This is a genomic window from Chromobacterium sp. INPA-IVC, assembly GCF_059047085.1.
The window spans coordinates 36749-58422 of record NZ_JBTNLS010000012.1 but is presented as its reverse complement, the minus strand read 5'-3'; the positions used below and the strand labels follow the sequence as shown (position 1 = coordinate 58422).

Annotated in this window: 17 protein-coding genes; 7 read left to right on the top strand and 10 right to left on the bottom strand. The window is 58.9% G+C overall.

Annotation, left to right across the window (positions count from 1 at the left end; genetic code table 11):
* The first annotated feature begins 33 nt into the window (after positions 1-33).
* Positions 34-1089, top strand: a complete 1056-nt coding sequence (locus tag ACX17K_RS20840; RefSeq protein ID WP_493776265.1) for an NAD(P)H-dependent flavin oxidoreductase — start codon at positions 34-36, stop codon at positions 1087-1089.
* Here the strand turns inward: ACX17K_RS20840 and ACX17K_RS20835 are convergent.
* Positions 1086-2021, bottom strand: a complete 936-nt coding sequence (locus ACX17K_RS20835; protein WP_493776264.1) for an isoaspartyl peptidase/L-asparaginase family protein — start codon at positions 2019-2021, stop codon at positions 1086-1088. The two genes, ACX17K_RS20840 and ACX17K_RS20835, sit on opposite strands and share 4 nt — an antisense overlap.
* A gap of 80 nt (positions 2022-2101) precedes the next feature.
* Here ACX17K_RS20835 and ACX17K_RS20830 point away from each other — a divergent pair, with 80 nt between their 5' ends.
* Complete coding sequence (locus ACX17K_RS20830; RefSeq protein ID WP_493776263.1) at positions 2102-2302, top strand: hypothetical protein; 201 nt, start codon at positions 2102-2104, stop codon at positions 2300-2302.
* Positions 2303-2336: 34 nt separating this feature from the next.
* The gene (locus ACX17K_RS20825) at positions 2337-3128 is read left to right on the top strand and encodes a ferredoxin--NADP reductase (protein WP_493776262.1); all 792 of its coding nucleotides are present in this window, start codon (positions 2337-2339) and stop codon (positions 3126-3128) included.
* Positions 3129-3196: 68 nt separating this feature from the next.
* Here ACX17K_RS20825 and ACX17K_RS20820 read toward each other — a convergent pair whose 3' ends face one another.
* Together ACX17K_RS20820 and ACX17K_RS20815 are read right to left on the bottom strand one after the other, a co-directional pair.
* A complete protein-coding gene (locus ACX17K_RS20820; protein ID WP_231150844.1) occupies positions 3197-3811 on the bottom strand; it encodes a LysE family translocator in 615 nt (204 codons plus the stop codon).
* 115 nt (positions 3812-3926) lie between these two features.
* Positions 3927-4481 (bottom strand): GNAT family N-acetyltransferase, encoded by a 555-nt coding sequence (locus tag ACX17K_RS20815; RefSeq protein WP_493776261.1) that lies wholly within the window; start codon positions 4479-4481, stop codon positions 3927-3929.
* A 131-nt stretch (positions 4482-4612) separates the two neighbouring features.
* Here ACX17K_RS20815 and ACX17K_RS20810 point away from each other — a divergent pair, with 131 nt between their 5' ends.
* Positions 4613-5242 (top strand): LysE family translocator, encoded by a 630-nt coding sequence (locus ACX17K_RS20810; protein WP_493776260.1) that lies wholly within the window; start codon positions 4613-4615, stop codon positions 5240-5242.
* Positions 5243-5372: 130 nt separating this feature from the next.
* Positions 5373-6296 carry a sensor domain-containing diguanylate cyclase gene (locus tag ACX17K_RS20805; RefSeq protein WP_493776259.1) on the top strand — a complete coding sequence of 308 codons (924 nt, stop codon included), beginning with the start codon at positions 5373-5375 and terminating at the stop codon, positions 6294-6296.
* A 62-nt stretch (positions 6297-6358) separates the two neighbouring features.
* Here ACX17K_RS20805 and ACX17K_RS20800 read toward each other — a convergent pair whose 3' ends face one another.
* On the bottom strand, positions 6359-8617 hold the full coding sequence (locus ACX17K_RS20800) for an Orn/Lys/Arg family decarboxylase (RefSeq protein ID WP_493776258.1): 2259 nt from the start codon (positions 8615-8617) through the stop codon (positions 6359-6361).
* Positions 8618-9100: 483 nt separating this feature from the next.
* Entirely contained in the window at positions 9101-10618 is a 1518-nt protein-coding gene (locus tag ACX17K_RS20795; RefSeq protein ID WP_493776257.1) for a phospholipase D-like domain-containing protein, read from the bottom strand.
* A 282-nt stretch (positions 10619-10900) separates the two neighbouring features.
* On the opposite strand from ACX17K_RS20795, the gene gltB reads away from it, so the two are divergent.
* Both gltB and ACX17K_RS20785 read left to right on the top strand, forming a co-directional pair.
* Positions 10901-15349, top strand: coding sequence for a glutamate synthase large subunit (gene gltB, locus ACX17K_RS20790; RefSeq protein ID WP_493776256.1), 4449 nt, complete (start codon positions 10901-10903; stop codon positions 15347-15349).
* Between the two features lie 66 nt (positions 15350-15415).
* Positions 15416-16828: an FAD-dependent oxidoreductase gene (locus ACX17K_RS20785; protein ID WP_493776255.1), complete on the top strand. Its 1413-nt coding sequence runs from the start codon at positions 15416-15418 to the stop codon at positions 16826-16828.
* Between the two features lie 38 nt (positions 16829-16866).
* On the opposite strand, the gene ACX17K_RS20780 is transcribed toward ACX17K_RS20785, so the two are convergent.
* From ACX17K_RS20780 to ACX17K_RS20760, 5 genes are read right to left on the bottom strand one after another with little or no spacing between them, the layout of a single operon-like run.
* On the bottom strand, positions 16867-17331 hold the full coding sequence (locus tag ACX17K_RS20780; RefSeq protein WP_493776254.1) for a GDP-mannose mannosyl hydrolase: 465 nt from the start codon (positions 17329-17331) through the stop codon (positions 16867-16869).
* A gap of 13 nt (positions 17332-17344) precedes the next feature.
* Positions 17345-18769, bottom strand: a complete 1425-nt coding sequence (locus ACX17K_RS20775) for a mannose-1-phosphate guanylyltransferase/mannose-6-phosphate isomerase (RefSeq protein ID WP_493776253.1) — start codon at positions 18767-18769, stop codon at positions 17345-17347.
* 31 nt (positions 18770-18800) lie between these two features.
* A complete protein-coding gene (locus tag ACX17K_RS20770; protein ID WP_493776252.1) occupies positions 18801-19919 on the bottom strand; it encodes a glycosyltransferase family 4 protein in 1119 nt (372 codons plus the stop codon).
* The gene (locus tag ACX17K_RS20765; protein ID WP_493776251.1) at positions 19919-20698 is read right to left on the bottom strand and encodes a glycosyltransferase family 2 protein; all 780 of its coding nucleotides are present in this window, start codon (positions 20696-20698) and stop codon (positions 19919-19921) included. Before ACX17K_RS20765 ends, ACX17K_RS20770 begins: the two co-directional genes overlap by 1 nt.
* Complete coding sequence (locus ACX17K_RS20760) at positions 20691-21653, bottom strand: hypothetical protein (RefSeq protein ID WP_493776250.1); 963 nt, start codon at positions 21651-21653, stop codon at positions 20691-20693. Before ACX17K_RS20760 ends, ACX17K_RS20765 begins: the two co-directional genes overlap by 8 nt.
* Between the last annotated feature and the right edge of the window lie 21 nt (positions 21654-21674).

Genomic DNA, 21674 nt, shown 5'->3' with positions numbered 1-21674 from the left:
AGCTGGCAAGACCCTAGAACAAGGAGAATACGGATGTCTGCAGCGAAATGGCAGCAGTTGCAACTGAAGTTGCCGGTGATACAGGCGCCGATGGCCGGCGGCGCGACCACGCCGCAATTGGCGGCGGCGGTGGGCGAGGCCGGCGGTCTGGGCTTTCTGGCCGGCGCGTTGCTGTCCCCGGCGCAGATCAGGGAGGAGGCCGGCAAGATCCGCGCCTTGAGCGACAAGCCGTTCGGGATCAACTTGTTCGTCCAGGGACGGCCGCAGCCGAACCCGGATGAGCTGGCGCTGGCGCTGGACCTGCTCAAGCCCTGGCACGCGGAACTCGGTCTGGATGCGCCCGCCGCGCCGGACAGCTTCTGCCTGCCTTTCGACGAGCAGCTGGAAGCGGTGCTGGAATTGAAGCCGGCGGTGGCCAGCTTCGCCTTCGGCATCCTCGACGCGGCGCAGATGCGCGCGCTGGGCGACGCCGGCATCCTGGTGGTCGGCACCGCCACCAATCTGGCCGAAGGACTGGCCTGGGCCGCGCTGGGCGCGGACGCGGTGTGCGCGCAGGGGCGGGAGGCCGGCGGCCACCGCGGCACCTTCATTGGCGAGCAGGAGCAGTCGCTGCGGCCGATGCTGTCGCTGACCTATGAGTTGGCGCAGAACCTGCCGCTGCCGGTGATCGCAGCCGGCGGCATCATGCATGGCCGCGACATCGCGGCGGCGATGCGGCACGGCGCCGTCGCCTGCCAGCTGGGCACCGCTTTCCTGCGTTGTCCGGAGTCCGGCATCTCGCCGCTGTGGAAACAGGCGCTGGCGACGGCGACGCCGGGGTCCACCCGGCTGACCCGGGCGTTTTCCGGCCGCTACGCGCGCGGCCTGGACAACCGCTATATGGCAGAGATGGCGCAGTGGCAGGACCGGCTGCCCGCTTATCCGGTGATGAATGCGTTGACCGGCGCGATGCGCGCGGCCGCCGCCAAGGCCGGCCGCAGCGAACTGATGTCGCTGTGGGCGGGCGAGGGCGTCGCCGACGCGCGCGAGCTGCCGGCCGGCGAGCTGATCGCCCAGCTGCAGGCGGAGTGGCAGGCCGCCTATCGCTAGTCTTCGCCGCGGTAGATGGCGACGGTGCGCAGGCCTGCGCCGTCTATCGCCGCCCGGTACATGCCCTCGCAATTGAAGGGCAGCGCCACCCGGCCGTAGCGGTCGACGGCGACCACGCCACCGGTGCCTCCCATCGGCAGCAGCTGGCCGTAGATCACGGCGTCGCAGGCCTGGGACAGGGTTTCGTCCAGATGGCGGACCCGGGCCGAGATTTCATGTCCGGCGGCGGCGCGGACGAAGTATTCGCCGTGGCCGGTGGCCGACACCGCGCAATAGGCGTCGGCCCAGGTGCCAGCGCCGATCACCGGGGTGTCGCCGATGCGGCCCGGCCATTTGGCGGTGCGCCCGCCGGTGGAGGTGGCCGCCGCCAGCTGGCCTTGCGCGTCCAGCGCCACCGCGCCGACGGTACCGTGCTTGCGGTCCTCGGAGATGTCCTCGTCCGAGCCGCCGTTGGCCAGCCTGTCCTTTTCCTCCAGCAGGGCCTGCCAGCGTTTGTCGGTGTGGAAGTATTCCGGCGGCCGCATCTCCAACCCTTCCCGGCGGGCGAAATCTTCCGCCGCCGCATACCCCAGCGTCACGTGGGGCGTGCGCTCCATCACCGCTCGCGCCAGCAGCACCGGATTTCGCACGCAGGAAAGGCCGGCGACGCTGCCGGCGTCCTGGCGGCTGCCGTCCATCACGCCGGCCTCCATTTCCTGCTTGCCGTCCAGATTGAACACCGAGCCGCGGCCGGCGTTGAACAGCGGATCATCCTCCAGCGCGCAGACGGCCGCGCACACCGCGTCCAGCGCCGAGCCGCCGCCGCGCAGCACCGCGTGGCCGGCCTCCAAGGCCTGTTCCAGGCCGGCGCGGTAGGCGCGCTCCAGTTCGGCGTCCATGTCGCTGCGGCGCAGGGTGCCTGCGCCGCCGTGCAAGGCGAGGGCGATGGTCATGTGTCGATCTCCAGGGTGGCGAGTGGACTGTTAGCATGAGGCTTTTGATGGGAGTTCGCCAGAGATGCGCAACGGCGACGATGCGGCGGCCAGCGCGCTTGCCGCTGCGGCCATTGGGCGAGATGCGGCTAGGTGGCGAGCGCTGCGCGCAGCACGAGGCGCCGTTGCCCGAGTCCTGGCGGCTGGGGCCGGAGGTGGCGGAGCTGCTGGCTATGCCGTTGCAGGCCTTGCATCCGCAACTGGCGGACTGGCTTGGCAAGGCGGGCGGGCCGGGCGCATAATAGTCGAGTAAATTACTCAACAATTGGAGTGAAGATGGACGCCGCGCTGGAAGCCGAGATTCAACAGAAATACACCGTTGAAACCATCACCGACATGAAGCGCTGGACCGACAAGCTGATCAGCTTCCGGCTGACGCGGCCGGACGGCTTCCGCTTCGCGGCCGGCCAGTTCGCCCGGCTGGGCCTGCCGCTGGAGAACGGCGGCCAGGTGTGGCGCGCGTATTCGATGTGCTCGGCCGAGTACGACGAGTTTCTGGATTTCTATTCCATCGTGATGCCGGACGGCCAGTTCAGCTCCCGGCTGGCCAGGCTGCAGCCGGGCGGCGAAGTGATGCTGGACAAGCGGGCGATGGGTTTTTTCCAGGCCGAACGGCTGCCGGCAGGCCGCGACTTGTGGCTGATCGCCACCGGCACCGGCATCGCGCCCTATCTGTCCATTCTGAAACAGCCCGGCGAGTGGCAACGCTTCGAGCGCATCGTGCTGACGCATTGCGTGCGCGAGGCGGCGGAGTTGTCGTTCCAGGACGAGATCGCCGCGCTGCGCGACCATCCGCTGTGGCATGAGCATGGCCACAAGCTGCAGTACCTGCCGGTGGTCACGCGTAATGCGCCGGCCGGCATGCTGAGCCAGCGCGTGCCGGCCCTGCTGGAAAGCGGCGAGCTGGCGGCGCGCGCCGGCATCGAGATGTCGCCGGAGCACAGCCGTTTCATGTTGTGCGGCAACCCGAAGATGGTGGAAGACACCCACCGCCAGTTGATGAAGATGGGCTACCGGATGACCCGGCAGAACGCGCCGGGCCATATCGTGCTGGAGAACGGCTGGTAAGCGCTTGGCCCCGCCGGCCAAACCCTGCCGCGTCGGCGTGTCTTGCCTCAGGCGCTTTGCCGGAATGCTTAACGGTTGGAGGCGGCAAGCAGGCTGCCGAACACGAGGAAGCTGGCGCCGCTGGCCTTGTTGATCAGATGGCCGCCGCGCTCGTTGTCCAGCCAGCGCCGCAGCGAGTGCGCCAGCAAGGCGTAAGCGCTGTGGATCAGCACCAGCAGCGCGCTGTAGCTGCTGACCAGCAGCAGGAAGTCGCTGGTGTAATGGGCGCTGCCGGCGGCGATGAACTGCGGGAAGATGGCCAGGAAGAAAAAGATGGACTTGGGGTTGCTCAACTGCAGCAGCATGCCGCCGGCGAATTGCCGCCAGGGCCCGGTCCGTTTGGCTTCCGGCGCGTCGAAACGGAAGGCCGGCGCGCGCAGCAGCTTGATGCCCAGATAGAACAGATAACCGGCGCCCAGCCACTTCAGCGCGGTGAACGCCAGCGCGGAGGTGGCCAGCAGCAGGCCCAGGCCGGTGGCGGACAGCGCGGCGACGATGAAACTGCCGCCGGCGACGCCGAGTATGCCGGGCAGGCTGCCCCTGAGGCCGAAACGCAGCGCGTTGCCCAGCGAGTTGAGCACGCCGGGGCCGGGCGTCAGGATGGCGAGGCTGGCCATCAGCAGGAACAACGGATAGTGGTGCATCGGTTTTCTCCCAAGTGCCGCAAATAGAAATCCTGATGCTGCGTTGCGCCGGCCGGCTGGCCGTGCTGTCTGCGTCGGCGCGCCCTGCCTCAGGCATAAAGCAGCGTCAGCGGCGCTAAGCCGCGGCCAGCGCGCTTTCCTCGCGCAGCAGCGACAGATTGATCAGATCCTGGTAGCGGCCCAGCCAGAAGCCGGCCTGGCGGGCTCGGCCTTCCACCTTGAAGTCCAGCCGTTCCAGCAGCGTCAGCGAAGCCTGATTGTTTGGATGGACCTGGGCCTCGATCCGGTTCAGCTCCATATGTTCGAAGCCCCAGGCCAGCGCGGCGCGCAGCGCCTCGCTCATCAGACCCTGGCCTTGCCGGCCGCGCGCCAGTTCGTAGCCCAGCGTGCAGCAGCGCCAGCCCGGGTTCCATTTGAACAGGCCGATGCTGCCGATCAGGGGGCCGCCTTCGCGCGGAGCCAGTCCCCAGCGGACGCCGGGCGCGGGCAGGTTTCGCCAGCCGGCGAACTTCTCCACCATTTGCCGGGCCTGTTCCAGCGTGGTGAGCGGATCGGTGCCGAACCAGCGCATCGCGTCGGCGTCGCCGTGGATGCCCAGCAGTGCCGGCGCGTCGTCCAGCGTGATTTCGCGCAGCGCCAGCCGCGGGGTATGCAGGGTGGGGAAGTCCATTCATTCTCCTGGTCAGGACAAATAGATATACCCTAAACGCCGCGGCTCTTCAAACCTGGACGCGCGGCTGTTCGCGTCAGGATGATGCCGGTATGATGAATGCCTTCGTCACCGATAACGGAGCCCCGCGCATGCCCACCCTGTCCACCCTGCTATTGTTCTCCCTCGCCTGTCTCGCGCTGGCCGCCACGCCTGGCCCTGACATGCTGCTGATCGCCAGCCGCAGCGCGGGACAGGGTTTGCGCGCCGGCTTCGCCACGCTGTTCGGCATCCAGATCGGCACCTATTGCCACGCCTTGCTGGCGGCGCTGGGCCTGGCTCAGTTGTTCGTGCTGGTGCCGGTGGCGTACGACGCGGTGCGCATCGCCGGCGCCGCCTATCTGCTGTATCTGGCCTGGACCACCTTGCGCAGCAAGAGCGTGTTGCGCGCGGCCGAGCCCGGCTCCGACGGCAAGCCTTTGGCGCGCATTGCGTTGCAGGGGCTGACCACCAATCTGCTCAATCCCAAGATGGCGCTGTTCGTGCTGGCGCTGTTTCCGCAGTTCGTCGAGCCGCAGGCCGGCCCGGTGGCGCTGCAGATCATGCTGCTGGCCACGGTGCTCAACGTGGTGGGCTTTGGTGTCAACGCGCTGGTGATCGTTGCTAGTGGCCGCATGGGCCGAGCGTTGGCTGGCGGCAAGGGCGGACGCTGGCCGCAGTATCTGCTGGCGACGGTATTCGGCGGGCTGGCCTTGCGCCTGCTGGCGGCGGGACAGAAGTGAGCCGGACCAACTGGAGCGACGTCGTTTAATCCTGGTCCCGGTTTTGCTCTACTATGGCTTATGACCGCCGTCCGCAATGGGCGGCGGCGGGCCGGTGGACATCGGCCCGAATGCCGCCGGATGCCAGTGTATGAAGCCTGCCGATGAAGACCAAGACATCTCCTCCCGCCTGATGTCGCTGCAGCTGGACAGCCCGCTGCTGATAGCCCTGTTCGATGAACACGATGCCCTGCGCTACGCCAATCCGGCCTTCTGCGCCGCGCAGGACGTGGGGCCGGACGAGCGCATCTGCTGGGTGGAGCTGATGCGGCGCAATTACCGCAACGGTCGCGGCACTTTGATCCAGACCCGGGACTTCGAGACTTGGCTCGCCTCGGCCAAATCGCGGCGGGCCAAGCTGCCCTTCCGCGCCTTCGAAACCGATCTGGTCGACGGCCGCTGGATCTGGATGACCGAGACCACCCAGTCGGGCGGCTGGATGTTGTGCGTCGGCAGCGAGATCACCGAGCTGCACGTCGGCGAGCGCGAACTCAGGCAGGCGCGCGATTTGGCGCAGCGCGCGGCGCTGACCGACCCCTTGACCGGCATCGGCAACCGCGGCCACATCCTGCAGCAGATGGACGGCCTGGTGGAGCAATACCATGGCGGCGCCTGCCAGGCCGCCGCGGTGGCCATCCTGGACCTGGACAATTTCAAGCTGATCAACGACCTGAAGGGCCATTTGGCCGGCGACGCGGTATTGCGGGATTTCGCGCATAGGCTGCAGCCCTTGCTGAAGCCGCATGACAGCCTGGGGCGGCTGGGCGGGGAGGAGTTTCTGCTGCTGTTGCCCGGCAGCGGCCTGGAGCAGGCGGAAGCGTTGATCCGCACCATACTGGCCGATGTGCAGTCGTCGCGGCCGCTGGCGGATGACCCGGCGTTCTCCTACACCTGTTCGATCGGAATGTCCTTGCTTCGCGCCGGCGACGATCTGTCGGCGCCGCTGGGCCGGGCGGACGAAGCCTTGTATCAAGCCAAGGCCGGCGGGCGCAATACCTGGCGCGTGCGGCTTTAAGTTGGCAGCGACATGAAAAAAGGCGGGATCGCTCCCGCCTTCTTTGTTTCCGGCCCCGTGTCTTATTGCTTGACGCAGTCCACGCAGTAAACCTTGCGGTCCTGCACCTCCACCGCCACCAGGCCGTGGACGTCGGTTTCGAAGCCCGGCAGCTCGCGGTTGAAGGCCTGGGCGAAGCGCAGGTAGTCGACGATGGTCTTGTTGAAGCGCTCGCCCGGAATTAGCAACGGAATGCCCGGCGGGTACGGCGTCAGCAGCACCGCGGTGACGCGGCCTTCCAGCTGGTCCACCGGCACGCGTTCGATCTCGCGGTGCGCCATCTTGGCGAAGGCATCGGCCGGGCGCATCGCCGGCTCCATGTCGGACAGGTAGATGTCGGTGGTCAGGCGCGCCACGTCGTGCTTGGTATACAGGCCGTGGATGCGCTGGCACAGGTCCTGCAGACCGACGCGATCGTATTGCGGGTATTTGGCGACGAATTCCGGCATCACGCGCCACAGCGGCTGGTTCTTGTCGAAATCGTCCTTGAACTGCTGCAGCAGCGAGATCAGCGTGTTCCAGCGGCCCTTGGTGATGCCGATGGTGAACATGATGAAGAAGCTGTACAAGCCGGTTTTTTCCACCACCACGCCGTGTTCGGTCAGATACTTGGTGACGATGGCGGCCGGGATGCCCATTTCTTCGAAGCTGCCGTCCACGTCCAGGCCCGGCGTCAGCACGGTGGCCTTGATCGGGTCCAGCATGTTGAAGCCGTCTTCGATGCCGGCGAAGCCGTGCCAGCGCTCGTCGGGACGCAGCGTCCAGTCGGTCTGGTCGCAGATGCCGTCGTCGGACAGGTCATCCGGGCCCCACACGCTGAACCACCAGTCGCGGCCGTATTCCTCGTCCACCTTGCGCATCGCGCGGCGGAATTCCATCGCCTCCACCAGCGACTCTTCCACCAGCGACTGGCCGCCCGGCTGCTCCATCATCGCGGCGGCCACGTCGCAGCTGGCGATGATCGAGTATTGCGGGCTGGTCGAGGTGTGCATCAGGTAAGCCTCGTTGAACCAGGCGGTGTCCAGCTGGCGGTTCTGCGGATCCTGCACCAGGATTTGCGAAGCCTGGCTGATGCCGGCCAGCAGTTTATGGGTGGACTGGGTGGAGAACACCAGGCTGTCCTCGCAGCGCGGGCGGCCTTCGCCGATGGCGTGGAAGTCGCGGTAGAAGTCATGGAAGCAGGCGTGTGGCAGCCAGGCTTCATCGAAGTGCAGCGTGTCCACTTCGCCGTCGAGCAGGCCCTTGATCTCCTCGACGTTGTACAGGATGCCGTCGTAGGTGGATTGGGTCAGCGTCAGGATGCGCGGCTTGCGGTGGGGGTGCTTCTCCAGCATCTCGCGCGCGAACGGATTGGCCAGGATCTTCTTCTTGATGGTGTCCGGCTGGAATTCGGATTTCGGGATCGGGCCGATGATGCCGTAGTGGTTGCGCGTCGGCATCAGGAACACCGGGATGGCCCCGGTCATGATGATGGCGTGCAGATTGGACTTGTGGCAGTTGCGGTCCACCAGCACGATGTCGCCGGCGGCGACGCAGCTGTGCCAGACGATCTTGTTCGATGTCGAGGTGCCGTTGGTGACGAAGAACAGGTGGTCGGCGTTGAATATGCGGGCGGCGTTGCGCTCGGAAGCCGCCACCGGGCCGGTGTGGTCCAGCAGCTGGCCCAGCTCGTCCACCGCGTTGCAGACGTCGGCGCGCAGCATGTTCTCGCCGAAGAACTGGTGGAACATCTGGCCGACCGGGCTCTTCAGGAAAGCCACGCCGCCGGAGTGGCCGGGGCAGTGCCAGGAGTAGGAGCCGTCGTAGGCGTAGTCCACCAGCGCGCGGAAGAACGGCGGCGCCAGGTTGTCCAGATAGCTCTTGGCTTCGCGGATGATGTGGCGGGCGACGAACTCCGGCGTGTCCTCATGCATGTGGATGAAGCCGTGCAGCTCGCGCAGGATGTCGTTGGGGATGTGGCGCGCGGTGCGGGTTTCGCCGTACAGATAGACCGGAATGTCCGGATTGCGGCGGCGGATCTCGGCGACGAAGCCGTACAGATTGCCCAGCGACTCTTGGGCCGAATCCACGGTCTGGAATTCCTCGTCGTCAATCGACAGGATGAAGCCGGCGGCGCGGCTTTGCTGCTGGGCGAAGGAGGTGAGATCGCCGTAGCTGGTGTAGCCGATCACGCTCATGCCTTCCGCCTCCATGGCGGCGGCCAGTTCGCGGATGCCGGAGCCGCTGGTGTTTTCCGAGCGGAAATCCTCGTCGATGATCACGATGGGGAAGTGAAAACGCATACCTGAGTCCTTGTTGCTGTTAACTCGGACACTGCAGCGGAGCCGATGGCGTCACCGGACTTTGCCGCCGCAATGTCGCTAGGTGCGCGTGGGGCGCAGATCTGTACGCACGGGCAGAAGAACGGGTCTTCGCCGCCGCCCTGGAGGCTGGCCTTGAGGCGCGAAATAGTGGGCTGGGCCTTGCCTGGAGAGGGCGAGCCGTCGTGTCTGGACAACACGCGGAACACCGCATCAGGCGCGGAACAGCCGATCTAAAACAGGGTCGCTTTGCGCCGCGGTCCGTACCTGGCGACCATCGGTCGCTTCACGTCAGCCGGCCTGGAGAACATCCCAAGAAGCGCGCATTGTAGACCTTTTGCCTGTCATGTTGTTGTGCGTTGCGGTAGATGGCGTGAAAAAATCGCGCCTTGAACAATCACCCGGGGCAAGAGGAGGGGGGCGACCCTGCCCACATGCCCTTCCGGGACGGTTAAAGGGCTGTTTTCATTGGCAGTCGGCAGGCGGGTCCCGGGTGTCGTCTGAGGGGGGCTGCGCCAGGCGCAACTGTTGTTTTTTTCTCCGTTTTTCCAGATACAGGCCGGCGGCCTTGAATACCACCGCCAGGCCGCCGGCGGCCAGCAGCGCGACCAGCGGCGCGGCGGCCAGCCAGGGGAAGTAGGCGATGGCCAGCGCCAGCAGGCACAGGGCGACGCCGATGCTGAGGAAGGCCGGCGCCTCGCTGCTTTCCACCATCCGGCTGCCGCGCACCGCGGAGCCCAGCGCGTCGCCGATGCGCATCGCCTGGCGCGCCGCGGCGCTGGCGCTGCTGAGCGCCATTTCCTTGGGCGTGCCGCGCGGCCGCTTTTCCTGCTTGCCTATCGGCCGCGGCACCGGTTTGCGCCTTTCCTGACGCAGCACGATTTCGGTGGACTGCTCCAGATCCTGCAGGAAGCGGTCGGCCAGTTCCCCGGCCAGGCCGGCGTCCTCCAGCGCGATGTCCAGCTCGCGGTTGACCAGCCAGCTCGACAGATTGAGGTTGGTGGAGCCGATGCGGGCCCAGCGGCCGTCGGCGACGGCGGTCTTGGCGTGGATCATCGGCCCGTTCCATTCGAACACCCGCACCCCGGCTTCCAGCAGCGGGCGGTACTGGGTGCGGGACACGGCCGCGATCCAGCGGATGTCGCTGGAGCGCGGCACCAGCAGGCGCACGTCGACGCCGTCCCGCGCCGCCTGCTTCAGCGCGGACAGGTAGAGGCTGGTGGCCATGAAATAGGCGTCGGTCAGCCACAAGGTGCGGCGGGCGAAACTGGCCACCAAGAGGTCCAGCCGCATCATCCGCGCGGTGGACGGCGTGGTGGCGATCAGCCGCGCGGCCGCCTCGCCGCAGGGCTGCGTATCGGCAGGAGCCAGCCAGCGCGCGTCCAGGGGCTCGCCGCAGCTGGCCCAGCTGTCGGCGAAGGCGGCCAGCGCCGGCGCCAGCAAGGGGCCGCGCAGCGCCAGGCCGGTGTCGCGCCACGGCGCCAGCCCCTTGTCGGGCTGGCCTTGCCAGCTCTGGCTGACGCACAGGCCGGAGACGAACAGCTCCCGCCGGTCGACGATGATCATCTTGCGGTGGTTGCGTCCCAGCAGGGCGAGCCCGGCGCTCAGGCTGGGCGGATGATAGGCGCGCACTTCGGCGCCCGCCTCCAGCAGCGGTTTGAAGAAGCTGGACAAGTGGGCGCGCCAGCTGCCCAGCCAGTCATAGAGCAGGCAGACTTGGATGCCTTGCTTTGCTCTTTCTATAAGGATGTTTCTTATTTTCAGTCCAAATTGGTCATTGGCGAAAATATACATTTCGATAAAGACGGAATCCTGGCTGGAGGCGATGGATTTTTCCCAGGCAGGGAAGTTCTCGGCGCTGTCGTACAGCAAGCTCACCTGATTGCCGCCCACCAGCGGCGCGCCGGCGGAGCGGGAAAGCGCCTGTTCCGCCAGCTGGCGGACGAATTGCAGAGTCTGTTGCGACTGCTCGTCTCGGTTCATGATTTTTCTGAATTTTGTCTGACAGAATACAAAATATTGCTGGAATGGCTACTTTGTATCTGGTTTTCAATGAGAAACACTGTCGTTTTTTTGAAAATTTTTGTCTCAAAAACTCAAAAAAAATGCAGTAATCGAGTAGTGGAATTACATATCAAAACAAGTCATTGCGCTTCAAATGATTGAAATCAAATGATTGTTGCGCTGCGCCAAACTGTCTTGCGGCTGGCGCGATCTTGCCCGTAGAATCGAACGCATCACTACAAAGTATAAATGGGCAGAGAAATGGACAGACAGAGCCGCCTGCAAGGCACATTGTATAAACCCGAGTTCGAACAGGACAGCTGCGGCTTCGGCCTGATCGCCCAGCTGGACGACAAGCCCAGCCACTGGCTGGTGGCCACCGCCATTTCCTCGTTGGCCAAGCTGACCCACCGCGGCGCGGTGGCGGCGGACGGCAAGTCGGGCGACGGTTGCGGCCTGCTGTTCAAGAAACCGGACGGGTTTCTGCGCGAGGTGGCCGGCGAAGCCGGCATCGCGTTGAAGTCAGTGTACGCCGCCGGACTGGTGTTCCACCACTCTGACCGCGCGGTGGGCGAGCGCAGCCTGGCGCGCCTGCGCGAGCATCTGGAAGCGCAGCAACTGGAAGTGGCAGGCTTCCGAGTGGTGCCGGTGGATCTGTCCGCCTGCGGCGAAACCGCGTTGGCGTCCTTGCCGGCGATCTCCCAGGTGTTCGTGAACTGCCCGTTCGGCATGGACGAGCTGGCCTTCCAGCGCCGGCTGTACATGGGCCGCCGTCAGGCGGAAAAGGCCTGTCGCGACGACGATCCCTGTTTCTATCTGCCCACGCTGTCGCCCCACACCATCTCCTATAAAGGCCTGGTGACGCCGGACAATCTGCCGCGTTTCTTCCTGGATCTGGCCGATCCGCGCTTCGAATCCAGCCTGGCGGTGTTTCACCAGCGCTTCTCCACCAATACCTGGCCGCAGTGGAAGCTGGCCCAGCCTTTCCGTTTCCTCGCCCACAACGGCGAGATCAACACGGTGCAGGGCAACCGCAACTGGGCGCGCGCGCGCGAGCGCATCATGGCCTCGCCGCACCTCGATATGGACGCGGTCCGTCCCATCGTCCAGACCGACGGCTCGGACTCGATGAGCCTGGACAATATGCTGGAAGGCCTGCTGATGGGCGGCATTCCGCTGTTCCGCGCGCTGCGCCTCTTGGTGCCGCCGGCTTGGCAGAACGTGGACAGCACCGACAAGGACTTGCGCGCCTTTTACGAATTCAACTCGATGCATATGGAGCCGTGGGACGGCCCAGCCGGCATCGTGCTGACCGACGGCCGCTACGCCGCCTGCATGCTGGACCGCAACGGCCTGCGACCGGCGCGCTGGGTACTGACCCGCGACAACATCCTGACCATCGCTTCGGAAGTGGGCGTATGGGATTACCGCGCCCAGGACGTGGTGAGGAAGGGCCGGGTCAAGCCCGGCCAGCTGTTCGGCGCCGATCTGCTGAACGGCGAATTGCTGATGCCGGAAGACATCGACGCGCAATTGAAGAGCGCCAAGCCGTACCGGCAATGGATCAAGGACAGCGCCAAGTACCTGGAACTGTCGATAGAGGACGATGCCGGCGTCGAGCCCTTGTCCAAGGATGAGCTGGCGCGGCTGCAGAAGCTGTTCAACCTCAGCCGCGAGGAGCGCGACCAGATCCTGCGCGTGCTGGCGGCCGACGGCCAGGAGGCGGTGGGCTCGATGGGCGACGACACGCCGATGGCGGTGCTGAGCCAAAAGGTGCGCGCGCCGTTCGACTATCTGCGCCAGCAGTTCGCCCAGGTGACCAACCCGCCTATCGATCCGATCCGCGAGGCGGTGGTGATGTCGCTGAACACGGTGTTCGGCCCGGAACGCAATATGTTCGAGGAGAGCGCCGAACACGCCAAGCGCCTGGAAGTGCGCAGCCCGGTGCTGAGCCACGAGAAGTTCACCCGCGTCACCACTCGGCCGGAGCCTTATCTGAAGGCCACCAACTTCGACTTGTGCTACGACCCGGACGAAACCACGCTTAGCGAGGCGATCTCCTGTCTGGCCCGCCACGTGGTGGAGGCCGTGGAGGAGGGCACGGTGGTGGTGGTGTTGTCCGACCGCCACGCCACCGGCGAGCGGCTGCCCATCCACGCCTTGTTCGCCACCGGCGCGGTGCATCACGCGCTGATCGACGCCGGCCTGCGCTGCAAGACCAATATCGTGGTGGAAACCGCCGCCGTGCGCGACGCCCATCAGATGGCCTGCGTGATCGGCTACGGCGCCACTGCGGTCTATCCCTATCTGGCCTACCAGACCATTCTGGAGCTTGTGAGCAACGGCGATGTGAAGCTGAGGGCCAACGAGGCGCTGCAGCACTACCGCAAGGGCATCAACAAGGGCCTGCTCAAGGTGCTGTCCAAGATGGGCATCTCCACCATCGCCTCCTACCGCGGCGCGCAGCTGTTCGAAGCCGTTGGCATTCACGAGGAGGTGGTGGAATTGTGTCTGAAAGGCACGGTGTCACGCGTGTCCGGCGCCAATTTCGCGGATTTCGAGGCCGACCAGAAACAGCTGGCCAGGCTGGCGTTCAACCCGATGCGGGGCCTGAACCAGGGCGGCCTGCTGAAATACGTGCATGGCGAGGAGTACCACGCTTACAACCCGGACGTGGTGCAACTGCTGCAGAAAGCGGTGCAGAACGGCGATTACGGCGTCTACCTGCAATACGCCGAGACGGTGAATACCCGCCCGGTGGCGATGCTGCGCGACCTGATGCAATTGAAGCTGGCCGGCGAGCCGATTCCTCTCGATGAAGTGGAGCCGGTGGAGGCCATCGTCAAGCGCTTCGATTCGGCCGGCATGTCGCTGGGCGCGCTGAGCCCGGAGGCGCACGAGGCGCTGGCGATCGCGATGAACCGGCTGGGCGGGCGCTCCAATTCCGGCGAGGGCGGCGAGGACCCGGCGCGCTACGGCACCGAGAAGATGTCCAAGATCAAGCAGGTGGCGTCGGGACGTTTCGGCGTCACCCCGCACTACCTGGTCAACGCCGAAGTGCTGCAGATCAAGGTGGCCCAAGGCGCCAAGCCGGGCGAGGGCGGCCAGTTGCCCGGCGACAAAGTGTCCGGCCTGATCGCGCGGCTGCGCCACGCCAAGGAAGGCGTCAGCCTGATCTCGCCGCCGCCGCACCACGACATCTATTCCATTGAAGACCTGGCGCAGCTGATCTTCGATCTGAAGCAGGTGAATCCATCGGCGCTGGTGTCGGTCAAGCTGGTGGCCGAGCCGGGCGTCGGTACCGTCGCCGCCGGGGTGGCCAAGGCTTACGCCGATCTGATCACCATCTCCGGTTACGACGGCGGCACCGGCGCCTCGCCGCTGACTTCGGTCAAATACGCCGGCTCGCCGTGGGAGCTGGGCCTGTCCGAGGCGCAGCAGGTATTGCGCGCCAACGGTCTGCGCGGCCGGGTACGGGTGCAGACCGACGGCGGCCTGAAAACCGGCCTAGACGTGGTCAAGGCCGCCATTCTCGGCGCGGAGAGCTTCGGCTTCGGCACCGGGCCGATGGTGGCGCTGGGCTGCAAATACCTGCGCATCTGCCATTTGAACAACTGCGCCACCGGCGTGGCGACGCAGGAAGTCAAACTGCGCTCCAAGTACTTCACCGGCTTGCCGGACATGGTGGTCAATTACTTCCTGTTCATCGCCCGGGAAACCCGGGAATGGATGGCCAAGCTGGGCGTGCGCAGTATGGAAGAGCTGATCGGCCGCATGGACCTGATGGACGTCTTGGCAGGGGAGAGCGAGCGTCAGGGCCGTCTCGATCTGGCGCCGCTGCTGTCGCAAGGCACGGTGTCGGACAGCGAGCCGCGGTTCTGCGTATCGGACAGCAACCCGTCCTTCGACAAGGGCGAGCTGGCCGAGCAGATCCTGCAGGACGCGCTGCCGGCCATCCACAACAAGCAGATGCTGGAGCTGGCCTATCCGATCGAGAACACCCATCGCTCCATCGGCGCGCGGCTGTCGGGCGAGATCGCCCGCGTCCACGGCGCGGCGGGGCTGCCGTTCGGCTGCCTGAAAGTGAAGTTCAGCGGCAGCGCCGGTCAGAGCTTCGGCGTGTGGAATGCGGCCGGCTTGCATCTGGAACTGGAAGGCGACGCCAACGACTATGTCGGCAAGGGCATGGCCGGCGGCCGCGTCACCATCTATCCGCCCAAGGACGCCGGCTATGTCGCGGGCGAATCCATCATCATCGGCAACACCTGCCTGTACGGGGCCACCGGCGGCCAGCTGTTCGCGGCCGGCATCGCCGGCGAGCGTTTCGGCGTGCGCAACTCCGGCGCTTTGGCGGTGATAGAGGGCGCGGGCGACCATTGCTGCGAATACATGACCGGCGGCACGGTCATCGTGCTGGGCGAAACCGGCTACAACTTCGGCGCGGGCATGACCGGCGGCTTCGCCTTCGTCTACGACCCGGCGGAGAAGTTCGCCTACCGCTACAACAATGAACTGATCGACATCCACCTGATCAACGGCGAGGCGATGGGCATGTACCGCGCCTACTTGTTGGAGAAGATCGCTAAGCAGGTGGAGCTGACCGGTTCGGAAACCGGCCGCGCGATGCTGCAGAACTTCGATGACTACGTTGACTACTTCTGGCTGGTGAAGCCCAAGGCCGCCAAGCTGGAAAGCCTGCTCAAAGACTAAGCGCCGGCAGCCATCCAAATACAGGGCGGCGCGAGGCGCCGCCCCACCCTAGCGGGAGAGAACACGATGTCCGATGTATTTCAGTTCATGAAGCTGTCGCGCAACCCCGGCGACAAGATCGACGCTGCGGTCCGCAAGATCGAATTCAAGGAAATCTATCAGCCGCTGCACGCGGTGGACGCCGCCGACCAGGCCGGCCGCTGCTTGTCCTGCGGCAATCCGTACTGCGAGTGGGAGTGCCCGGTGCACAACTACATTCCCAACTGGCTGAAGCTGGTAGAGGAGGGGCGTTTGTTCGAAGCGGCGGAGCTGTCGCATCAGACCAACAGCCTGCCGGAGATCTGCGGCCGAGTCTGTCCGCAAGACAGGCTGTGCGAGGGCGCCTGTACATTGAACCAGGGCGGCTTCGGCGCCGTTTCCATCGGCAGCATTGAAAAGTACATCACCGACGAGGCGTTCAAGGCGGGCTGGCGGCCGGACATGTCAAAAGTGGTGTGGACGGACAAGACGGTGGGAGTGATCGGCGCTGGCCCGGCGGGTTTGGCCTGCGCCGACGTGTTGGCGCGCAATGGCGTCAAGGCTGTGGTGTATGACCGCTATGAGGAGATCGGCGGGCTGCTGACCTTCGGCATTCCGGAATTCAAGCTGGAAAAGGACGTTGTGCGTCGTCGCCGCGAGATATTGGAAGGCATGGGCGTGGAGTTTGTATTGAACACTGAAGTCGGCAAAGACATTTCCATCGATAAATTGCTGAAGAAGCACGACGCGGTGTTCATGGGCATGGGCGCATATAAGTATATGAAGGGTGGTTTCGCAGGAGAGGGCAGTTCGGGAGTCTTGGAAGCGCTGCCTTATCTCATCAACAGTGCGCGACAAGGTTTGGGAACCCTATCCAAGGAGGAGGCAGCGATATCGATGCGAGGCAAGCGGGTAGTCGTGCTTGGCGGCGGCGATACCGCCATGGATTGCAACCGTACTGCGATTCGTCAGGGAGCTAGACGAGTCATCTGCGCCTATCGTCGAGACGAAGCCAATATGCCGGGCTCCAAGAGAGAGGTTGGTAATGCCAAGGAAGAAGGCGTGGAGTTCCTATGGAACCGGCAGCCGCTGGCGATCGAGCCTATGATAGGCGGCTCGCTGGCTGTGAAACTTGCGGAAACGAAGCTTGGTGAGCCAGATTCCAAGGGACGGCGTAGCGCAGACATTATACCGGGTAGTGAAGAAATCATTGAATGTGATCATGTAATCATTGCCTTTGGATTTCAGGCTGAGCTGGCTGCCTGGCTTACAGAGCATCATGTTGCTGCCGCAGCGAATGGCCGCATATTGGCATCTGCAGCTAGCAAATTCCCTTATCAGACAAGCAATCCTAAAATTTTTGCTGGTGGTGATATGGTAAGAGGAGCGGATTTAGTCGTGAGGGCTGTATACGAAGGGCGGCAGGCTGCGGAGGGAGTTTTGAAGTATTTGGGAATGTAAGGCAAGTAAATGAAACGCAGACATTGTCTGCGTTTCATTTACTGTTCAATAAAGTAAGCTCGAGTGTTGTCGTGAATACTGAGGTTTTCGATAATTTCAGCCCTCTTTATCCATCTGTATTCAGTGTGTTGAAGGTTGGGTAATGTGGATAGCTGGAGCGAAAGCTTAATTTTGTACGCCAGGACAATATAATGCGTACCAAATCCTTCTTCTTCACAGGCATTCGTGTTGTAGAAATGTTCCCAAACACCAAAAGGTTTTGCTTCGCTTCTTTCAATGGCAATGCCTAACTCCTCATTGCTTAATCTCAAAAAAGCAGAATCAATAGATTCATTCTTTCGAATGCGACCACCAAGCGCAAACCAATATCCTGCCGCAGGTTGATTCTTTCTTAGCCCGAGCAAGCACTCGCCATCCTCGTTCTCTATAATAAAATCAATAGAGATTAAAGGCGCGTGCTTTACCACGTGCATAAAATCCGTTGATGCAAGCTTAATACTCACATTCCTCTCCTACCTAGCAGCGCCCGTAACGATCTTCAAAGCGAATAATATCATCTTCTCCAAGATAGGCGCCGGATTGTACTTCAATCAATTCAAGAGGAATTTTACCTGGATTTTCCAGAGCATGTACCACTCCAACGGGTATGTAGATGGATTGATTTTCCGTTAATAGCACTTCTTTCTCACCATTCAATACTTTTGCTGTTCCAGAAACAACAATCCAATGCTCCGCACGATGATGGTGCATTTGTACTGATAGTTTAGCTCCAGGATTTACCGTGATGCGCTTCACTTGGTAGCGAGTGCCTGAGTCAATGCTGTCATAATAACCCCACGGCCGGTAAATCATTCGATGCTGGTTTGCTTCAGGCCGCTGGGTGGATTTCAAGTGTTCAACAATTTTTTTAACATCTTGGACCTGATTTTTCTTTGCAACCAAAATAGCATCAGCGGTATCGATTACTATTAAATCATCAATGCCGACAGTGGCTAACAGACGACGTTCAGCACTACGTAAATAACAGTTTTTGGTGGCAATTGAAATAACATTTCCGATGTTGACATTATTGCATTCATCTTGCTTTGAAATTTCCCATAAAGCATCCCAAGAGCCGACATCACTCCACCCTGCATCTAATGGTACTACGACAGCTTTATCAGTTCTCTCCATGACGGCATAGTCAATAGAGTTTTCTGGGCTGGACGAGAATTTTTCAGCATCAGGCCGTAAGAAATCCAAGTCTTTCTTTGCATTGTCAATGGACTGCTGACAAGCACTCAGGATATCAGGAGAGTATTTTTTTAACTCGCTAATGAAGACAGAGGCTCGGAACATGAACATGCCACTATTCCAGAGATAGTTTCCGCTATCAAGGTATTCCTGAGCTTTCTTTTGATAAGGCTTTTCAACAAATTTTTCGATAGGGAAAACGTCAGTATCAGTTTGAGAAGGAGTCGCTGATTTCACAAACTTTATATAACCGTAACCCGTTTCAGGCTTGCTAGGAACAATGCCAAAGGTTACCAACTTGCCTGCTTCTGCCGCGGGTTTTGCAATCGAAATTGCTTTATGAAATGCAGCAGTATTTGCGATCACATGATCTGCGGCCAATATGAGCAGGATCGGATCATCGTGTAGTTGTAAAGCATTTAAAGCAGCAACTGCAATAGCAGGAGCTGTATTGCGGCCAATGGGCTCTAATATTATGGATACGGGGTTTGCATTCATTTGCCTGAGTTGTTCTGCAACAATGAAGCGATGTTCTTCATTGCATACAACAATTGGCTTTTCGCATTGTTCTAATTCAACGATTCTAGCGTAAGTATCTTGTAGCATTGAGCTATCGCTAGCAAGGGGAAGGAATTGCTTAGGAAAGCTGCTGCGAGATAATGGCCATAGACGAGTTCCAAGTCCGCCGGCAAGAATGATTGGGATCATATGAAATCTTCCGAGTATCAATAAATAAGTTTTATGCTGAAGCGCAGTATTTTTTTAATAAATCTATATATTGTTTAATTATACGAGTCTCACTGAAAGACTGGGCCATGAACTGCCTTCCCGCATCTCCCATAAGGGATCTTTCCTCATCACTCAGTCTTAAAATTTTAATACAGGACTCAGCGAGTGACTCGGCATCCTTGGTTTTACATAAAAAACCAGTTTTATTATTAATTACTAAATCGCGGCAGCCTACATTGTCTGTTGTAATTAAAGGTTTCGCCATTGCAGCCGCTTCCATTAGCGTTCTAGGAATACCTTCTCGATAAAAAGATGGGAGTACTACGCAATCGGCCTGAGAGATATATGGACGCACGTCATCAGTAGTCCCAAGGTATTCGATAATGCCCTCATTTTCCCATTCTGTTACTAAAGACCGAGAAATTGCGCTGGGGTTAGGCACATCACATGCTCCTAAAAGCTGAAATTGTGCATGTGGGTATATTTCTTTTACTTTTCGGGCGGCTTGGATGAACTCACCGACCCCTTTATCCCATAGCATTCGGGAGATCAACAAGAAACGAATATTAGTATCAAGTTTTGTTTTGGGGCGAGGAGAGTAAAACTGCATATCAACGCCTTCACTATGCAGTAAAACAGCTTGCTCGGGCTTGATCAACTTATGTGACAAAAAAGTATGCTTATCATCCTCATTTAAAAACCATACTTCCTTAGGCCAGCGGAAGGCAAGTTTATATAGTTTTTTCGCAATCTGGGCAACCCAATTTTTTCTCACGAAAGTATAACCAAGCCCAGTTGTTATGGCTATGCATGAGTTATTGGAAAAGTATGATGCAATTGAACCATATATATTAGGTTTGATAGTGTAATGGATGATAAAATCTGGGGAGATATTTTTGTAATTAACATATAGCGCCTTAATCAGTTTTAAATCTGAGATGGGATTAATTCCCTTGGGAGATAGTTTAATATCAATAACTGAGCAGCCCATTTGGCGTAGTTTCTCAGAAAATGCATCTGGCGGCGCTATAATAAAAATTTGATGCCCTTTATTTAAAAGGCATTTAATAACTCCGTTGCGGAAATTGTATAAAGACCATGCAGTATTAGAAACAAGGCAAATTTTCATTAATTTACAAGCCTTCGCATAGTTACAACAGCCATTCGTTTTATAAATTTCAGTATTGAAAAAAATTGAAAGAAGATGGCTTTCATATTTAACTGACCGAGGCATTTTCTGATGGCTCGTAGCTCGCCATATTCCATCAATAATAAATTAGCGCTAAGACCAGAATGTCCGTATGAGGGCTTGCCTAGGGTAATTAATGGAGTAGGGATATAACCCATCTGATATCCATGCTTTGCCATCAGTAACCAGCATGCGTAGTCTTCAGAGTATCGCATGCTTTCATCAAATGGGATTAAAATTTCATTTAATACCATCACTGATGGAGTTGGAAAATAGTTTTTCAGTAGCAAACTTGACAAAGATATTCTTTTTACATCGTAGCTATAGATATGATCACTGGCCGCAGTGTACGAAAATGCACTTCCTATAAAAACCAGGGAGTGCTTAATCAAAGCATCAAGTTGCAATTCGAGTTTCTGTGGATGCCACGTATCATCCGCATCTAAAAAAGCGATCCATTTCCCCTTGGCAAATTTTCGCCCATGATTACGTGCAATTGCGGGGCCTGCATTCTCAGAACTTTCAATTAGAATAATTTTAAGGTCTGAAAATTGCTCTTGAAAAGAGGTAATTACATTAATTGTAAGGTCGGTTGATTTATCATCGACACAAATTATCTCTAGTGGTCGTTTAGTCTGTTCATAAATTGACAGTAAAGCATTACCTATAAATTTCTCAGCATTGAAACAAGGAATAATTACCGAGATAGTATCAAGCATTTTTGTTTGGTGCCGAAATAAAAATTAATGGGATAAATGCAATCAAATATCTTGGATGCGCAAATGGAATAAAAGAAAGTAGCAATATAAGTAAGATAAGGTTGAATGAGTATTCTTGCTTTTCGCTGTTTGCTTTCGCAGCAATGTTATAAAGTATAAAAAGGCACCATATTCCAAAGCAAAATTGGCTAAACAAATTAAAGTCAATTTTATAGTACATGGGTAATGCCGGCAAAAAAAGTATATTGCTTGCCAATCGTATAAAATAGTTAGGCTGAGAAATACTTAATTCGTTTGAAACATCAACAATTCTTTGAAATATAAATATATATTCGCCAAGATAGTCAAAGATATATGAAGATGCTAAGCCGCCAAGTAAAACAAAAACAAAATAAGATCTATGTTTTCTCAAAAGTAAAAATAATAAAAATAATAATCCGCTGCCTCTTCGTGTCGTTTCTAAAACAAAAAAGCAAGCCAAGCCCAATATAAATAATAAGGCGTAGTTTTTAATATCTTTCTTGTACTGAATAGCAAACAAGCTCAACGCAAAAAGCATTATTGCCTCTTTGCTGTATATTACAATAAATAATGCTATGCTGGGTATTAAAAGAGTGTTTATATATTTAACATCTTTCAGGCTCAGCAAGAATTTTAAAAAGGGTATTAATAGGATAACATTAAGAATCGTGTAATTAATATATCCCATTGGGAGGCCATATAAAATCCCAGGGGTCAAAATGTCGGCATAAATTGCTATATCTTCAACTGAGTCAAAATGATTCAGATATGTAACTATATCAGAAGCATGTATAAATATGGATTCTGAATCATTGGTTAATTGAGTAATGGGATAATTTTGAATATAGCAAAACATGCTAATAATAGTTACTAAGAAACTAGTTATTATTAGAAAAGATACGCTATAAAAGCTTATCGAACGTTGAGTTATCATGGTTGCTATACCCATTCGCTA

Bases quoted from the DNA above. Each gene is read 5' to 3' on its own strand.
- gltB (WP_493776256.1), top strand. From the start codon at position 10,901: ATGGACAGACAGAGCCGCCTGCAAGGCACATTGTATAAACCCGAGTTC.
- ACX17K_RS20825 (WP_493776262.1), top strand. From the start codon at position 2,337: ATGGACGCCGCGCTGGAAGCCGAGATTCAACAGAAATACACCGTTGAA.
- ACX17K_RS20760 (WP_493776250.1), bottom strand. From the start codon at position 21,653: ATGATAACTCAACGTTCGATAAGCTTTTATAGCGTATCTTTTCTAATA.
- ACX17K_RS20785 (WP_493776255.1), top strand. From the start codon at position 15,416: ATGTCCGATGTATTTCAGTTCATGAAGCTGTCGCGCAACCCCGGCGAC.
- ACX17K_RS20765 (WP_493776251.1), bottom strand. From the start codon at position 20,698: ATGCTTGATACTATCTCGGTAATTATTCCTTGTTTCAATGCTGAGAAA.
- ACX17K_RS20805 (WP_493776259.1), top strand. From the start codon at position 5,373: ATGAAGCCTGCCGATGAAGACCAAGACATCTCCTCCCGCCTGATGTCG.
- ACX17K_RS20770 (WP_493776252.1), bottom strand. From the start codon at position 19,919: ATGAAAATTTGCCTTGTTTCTAATACTGCATGGTCTTTATACAATTTC.
- ACX17K_RS20830 (WP_493776263.1), top strand. From the start codon at position 2,102: ATGCGGCGGCCAGCGCGCTTGCCGCTGCGGCCATTGGGCGAGATGCGG.
- ACX17K_RS20775 (WP_493776253.1), bottom strand. From the start codon at position 18,769: ATGATCCCAATCATTCTTGCCGGCGGACTTGGAACTCGTCTATGGCCA.
- ACX17K_RS20820 (WP_231150844.1), bottom strand. From the start codon at position 3,811: ATGCACCACTATCCGTTGTTCCTGCTGATGGCCAGCCTCGCCATCCTG.
- ACX17K_RS20800 (WP_493776258.1), bottom strand. From the start codon at position 8,617: ATGCGTTTTCACTTCCCCATCGTGATCATCGACGAGGATTTCCGCTCG.
- ACX17K_RS20835 (WP_493776264.1), bottom strand. From the start codon at position 2,021: ATGACCATCGCCCTCGCCTTGCACGGCGGCGCAGGCACCCTGCGCCGC.
- ACX17K_RS20795 (WP_493776257.1), bottom strand. From the start codon at position 10,618: ATGAACCGAGACGAGCAGTCGCAACAGACTCTGCAATTCGTCCGCCAG.
- ACX17K_RS20810 (WP_493776260.1), top strand. From the start codon at position 4,613: ATGCCCACCCTGTCCACCCTGCTATTGTTCTCCCTCGCCTGTCTCGCG.
- ACX17K_RS20840 (WP_493776265.1), top strand. From the start codon at position 34: ATGTCTGCAGCGAAATGGCAGCAGTTGCAACTGAAGTTGCCGGTGATA.
- ACX17K_RS20815 (WP_493776261.1), bottom strand. From the start codon at position 4,481: ATGGACTTCCCCACCCTGCATACCCCGCGGCTGGCGCTGCGCGAAATC.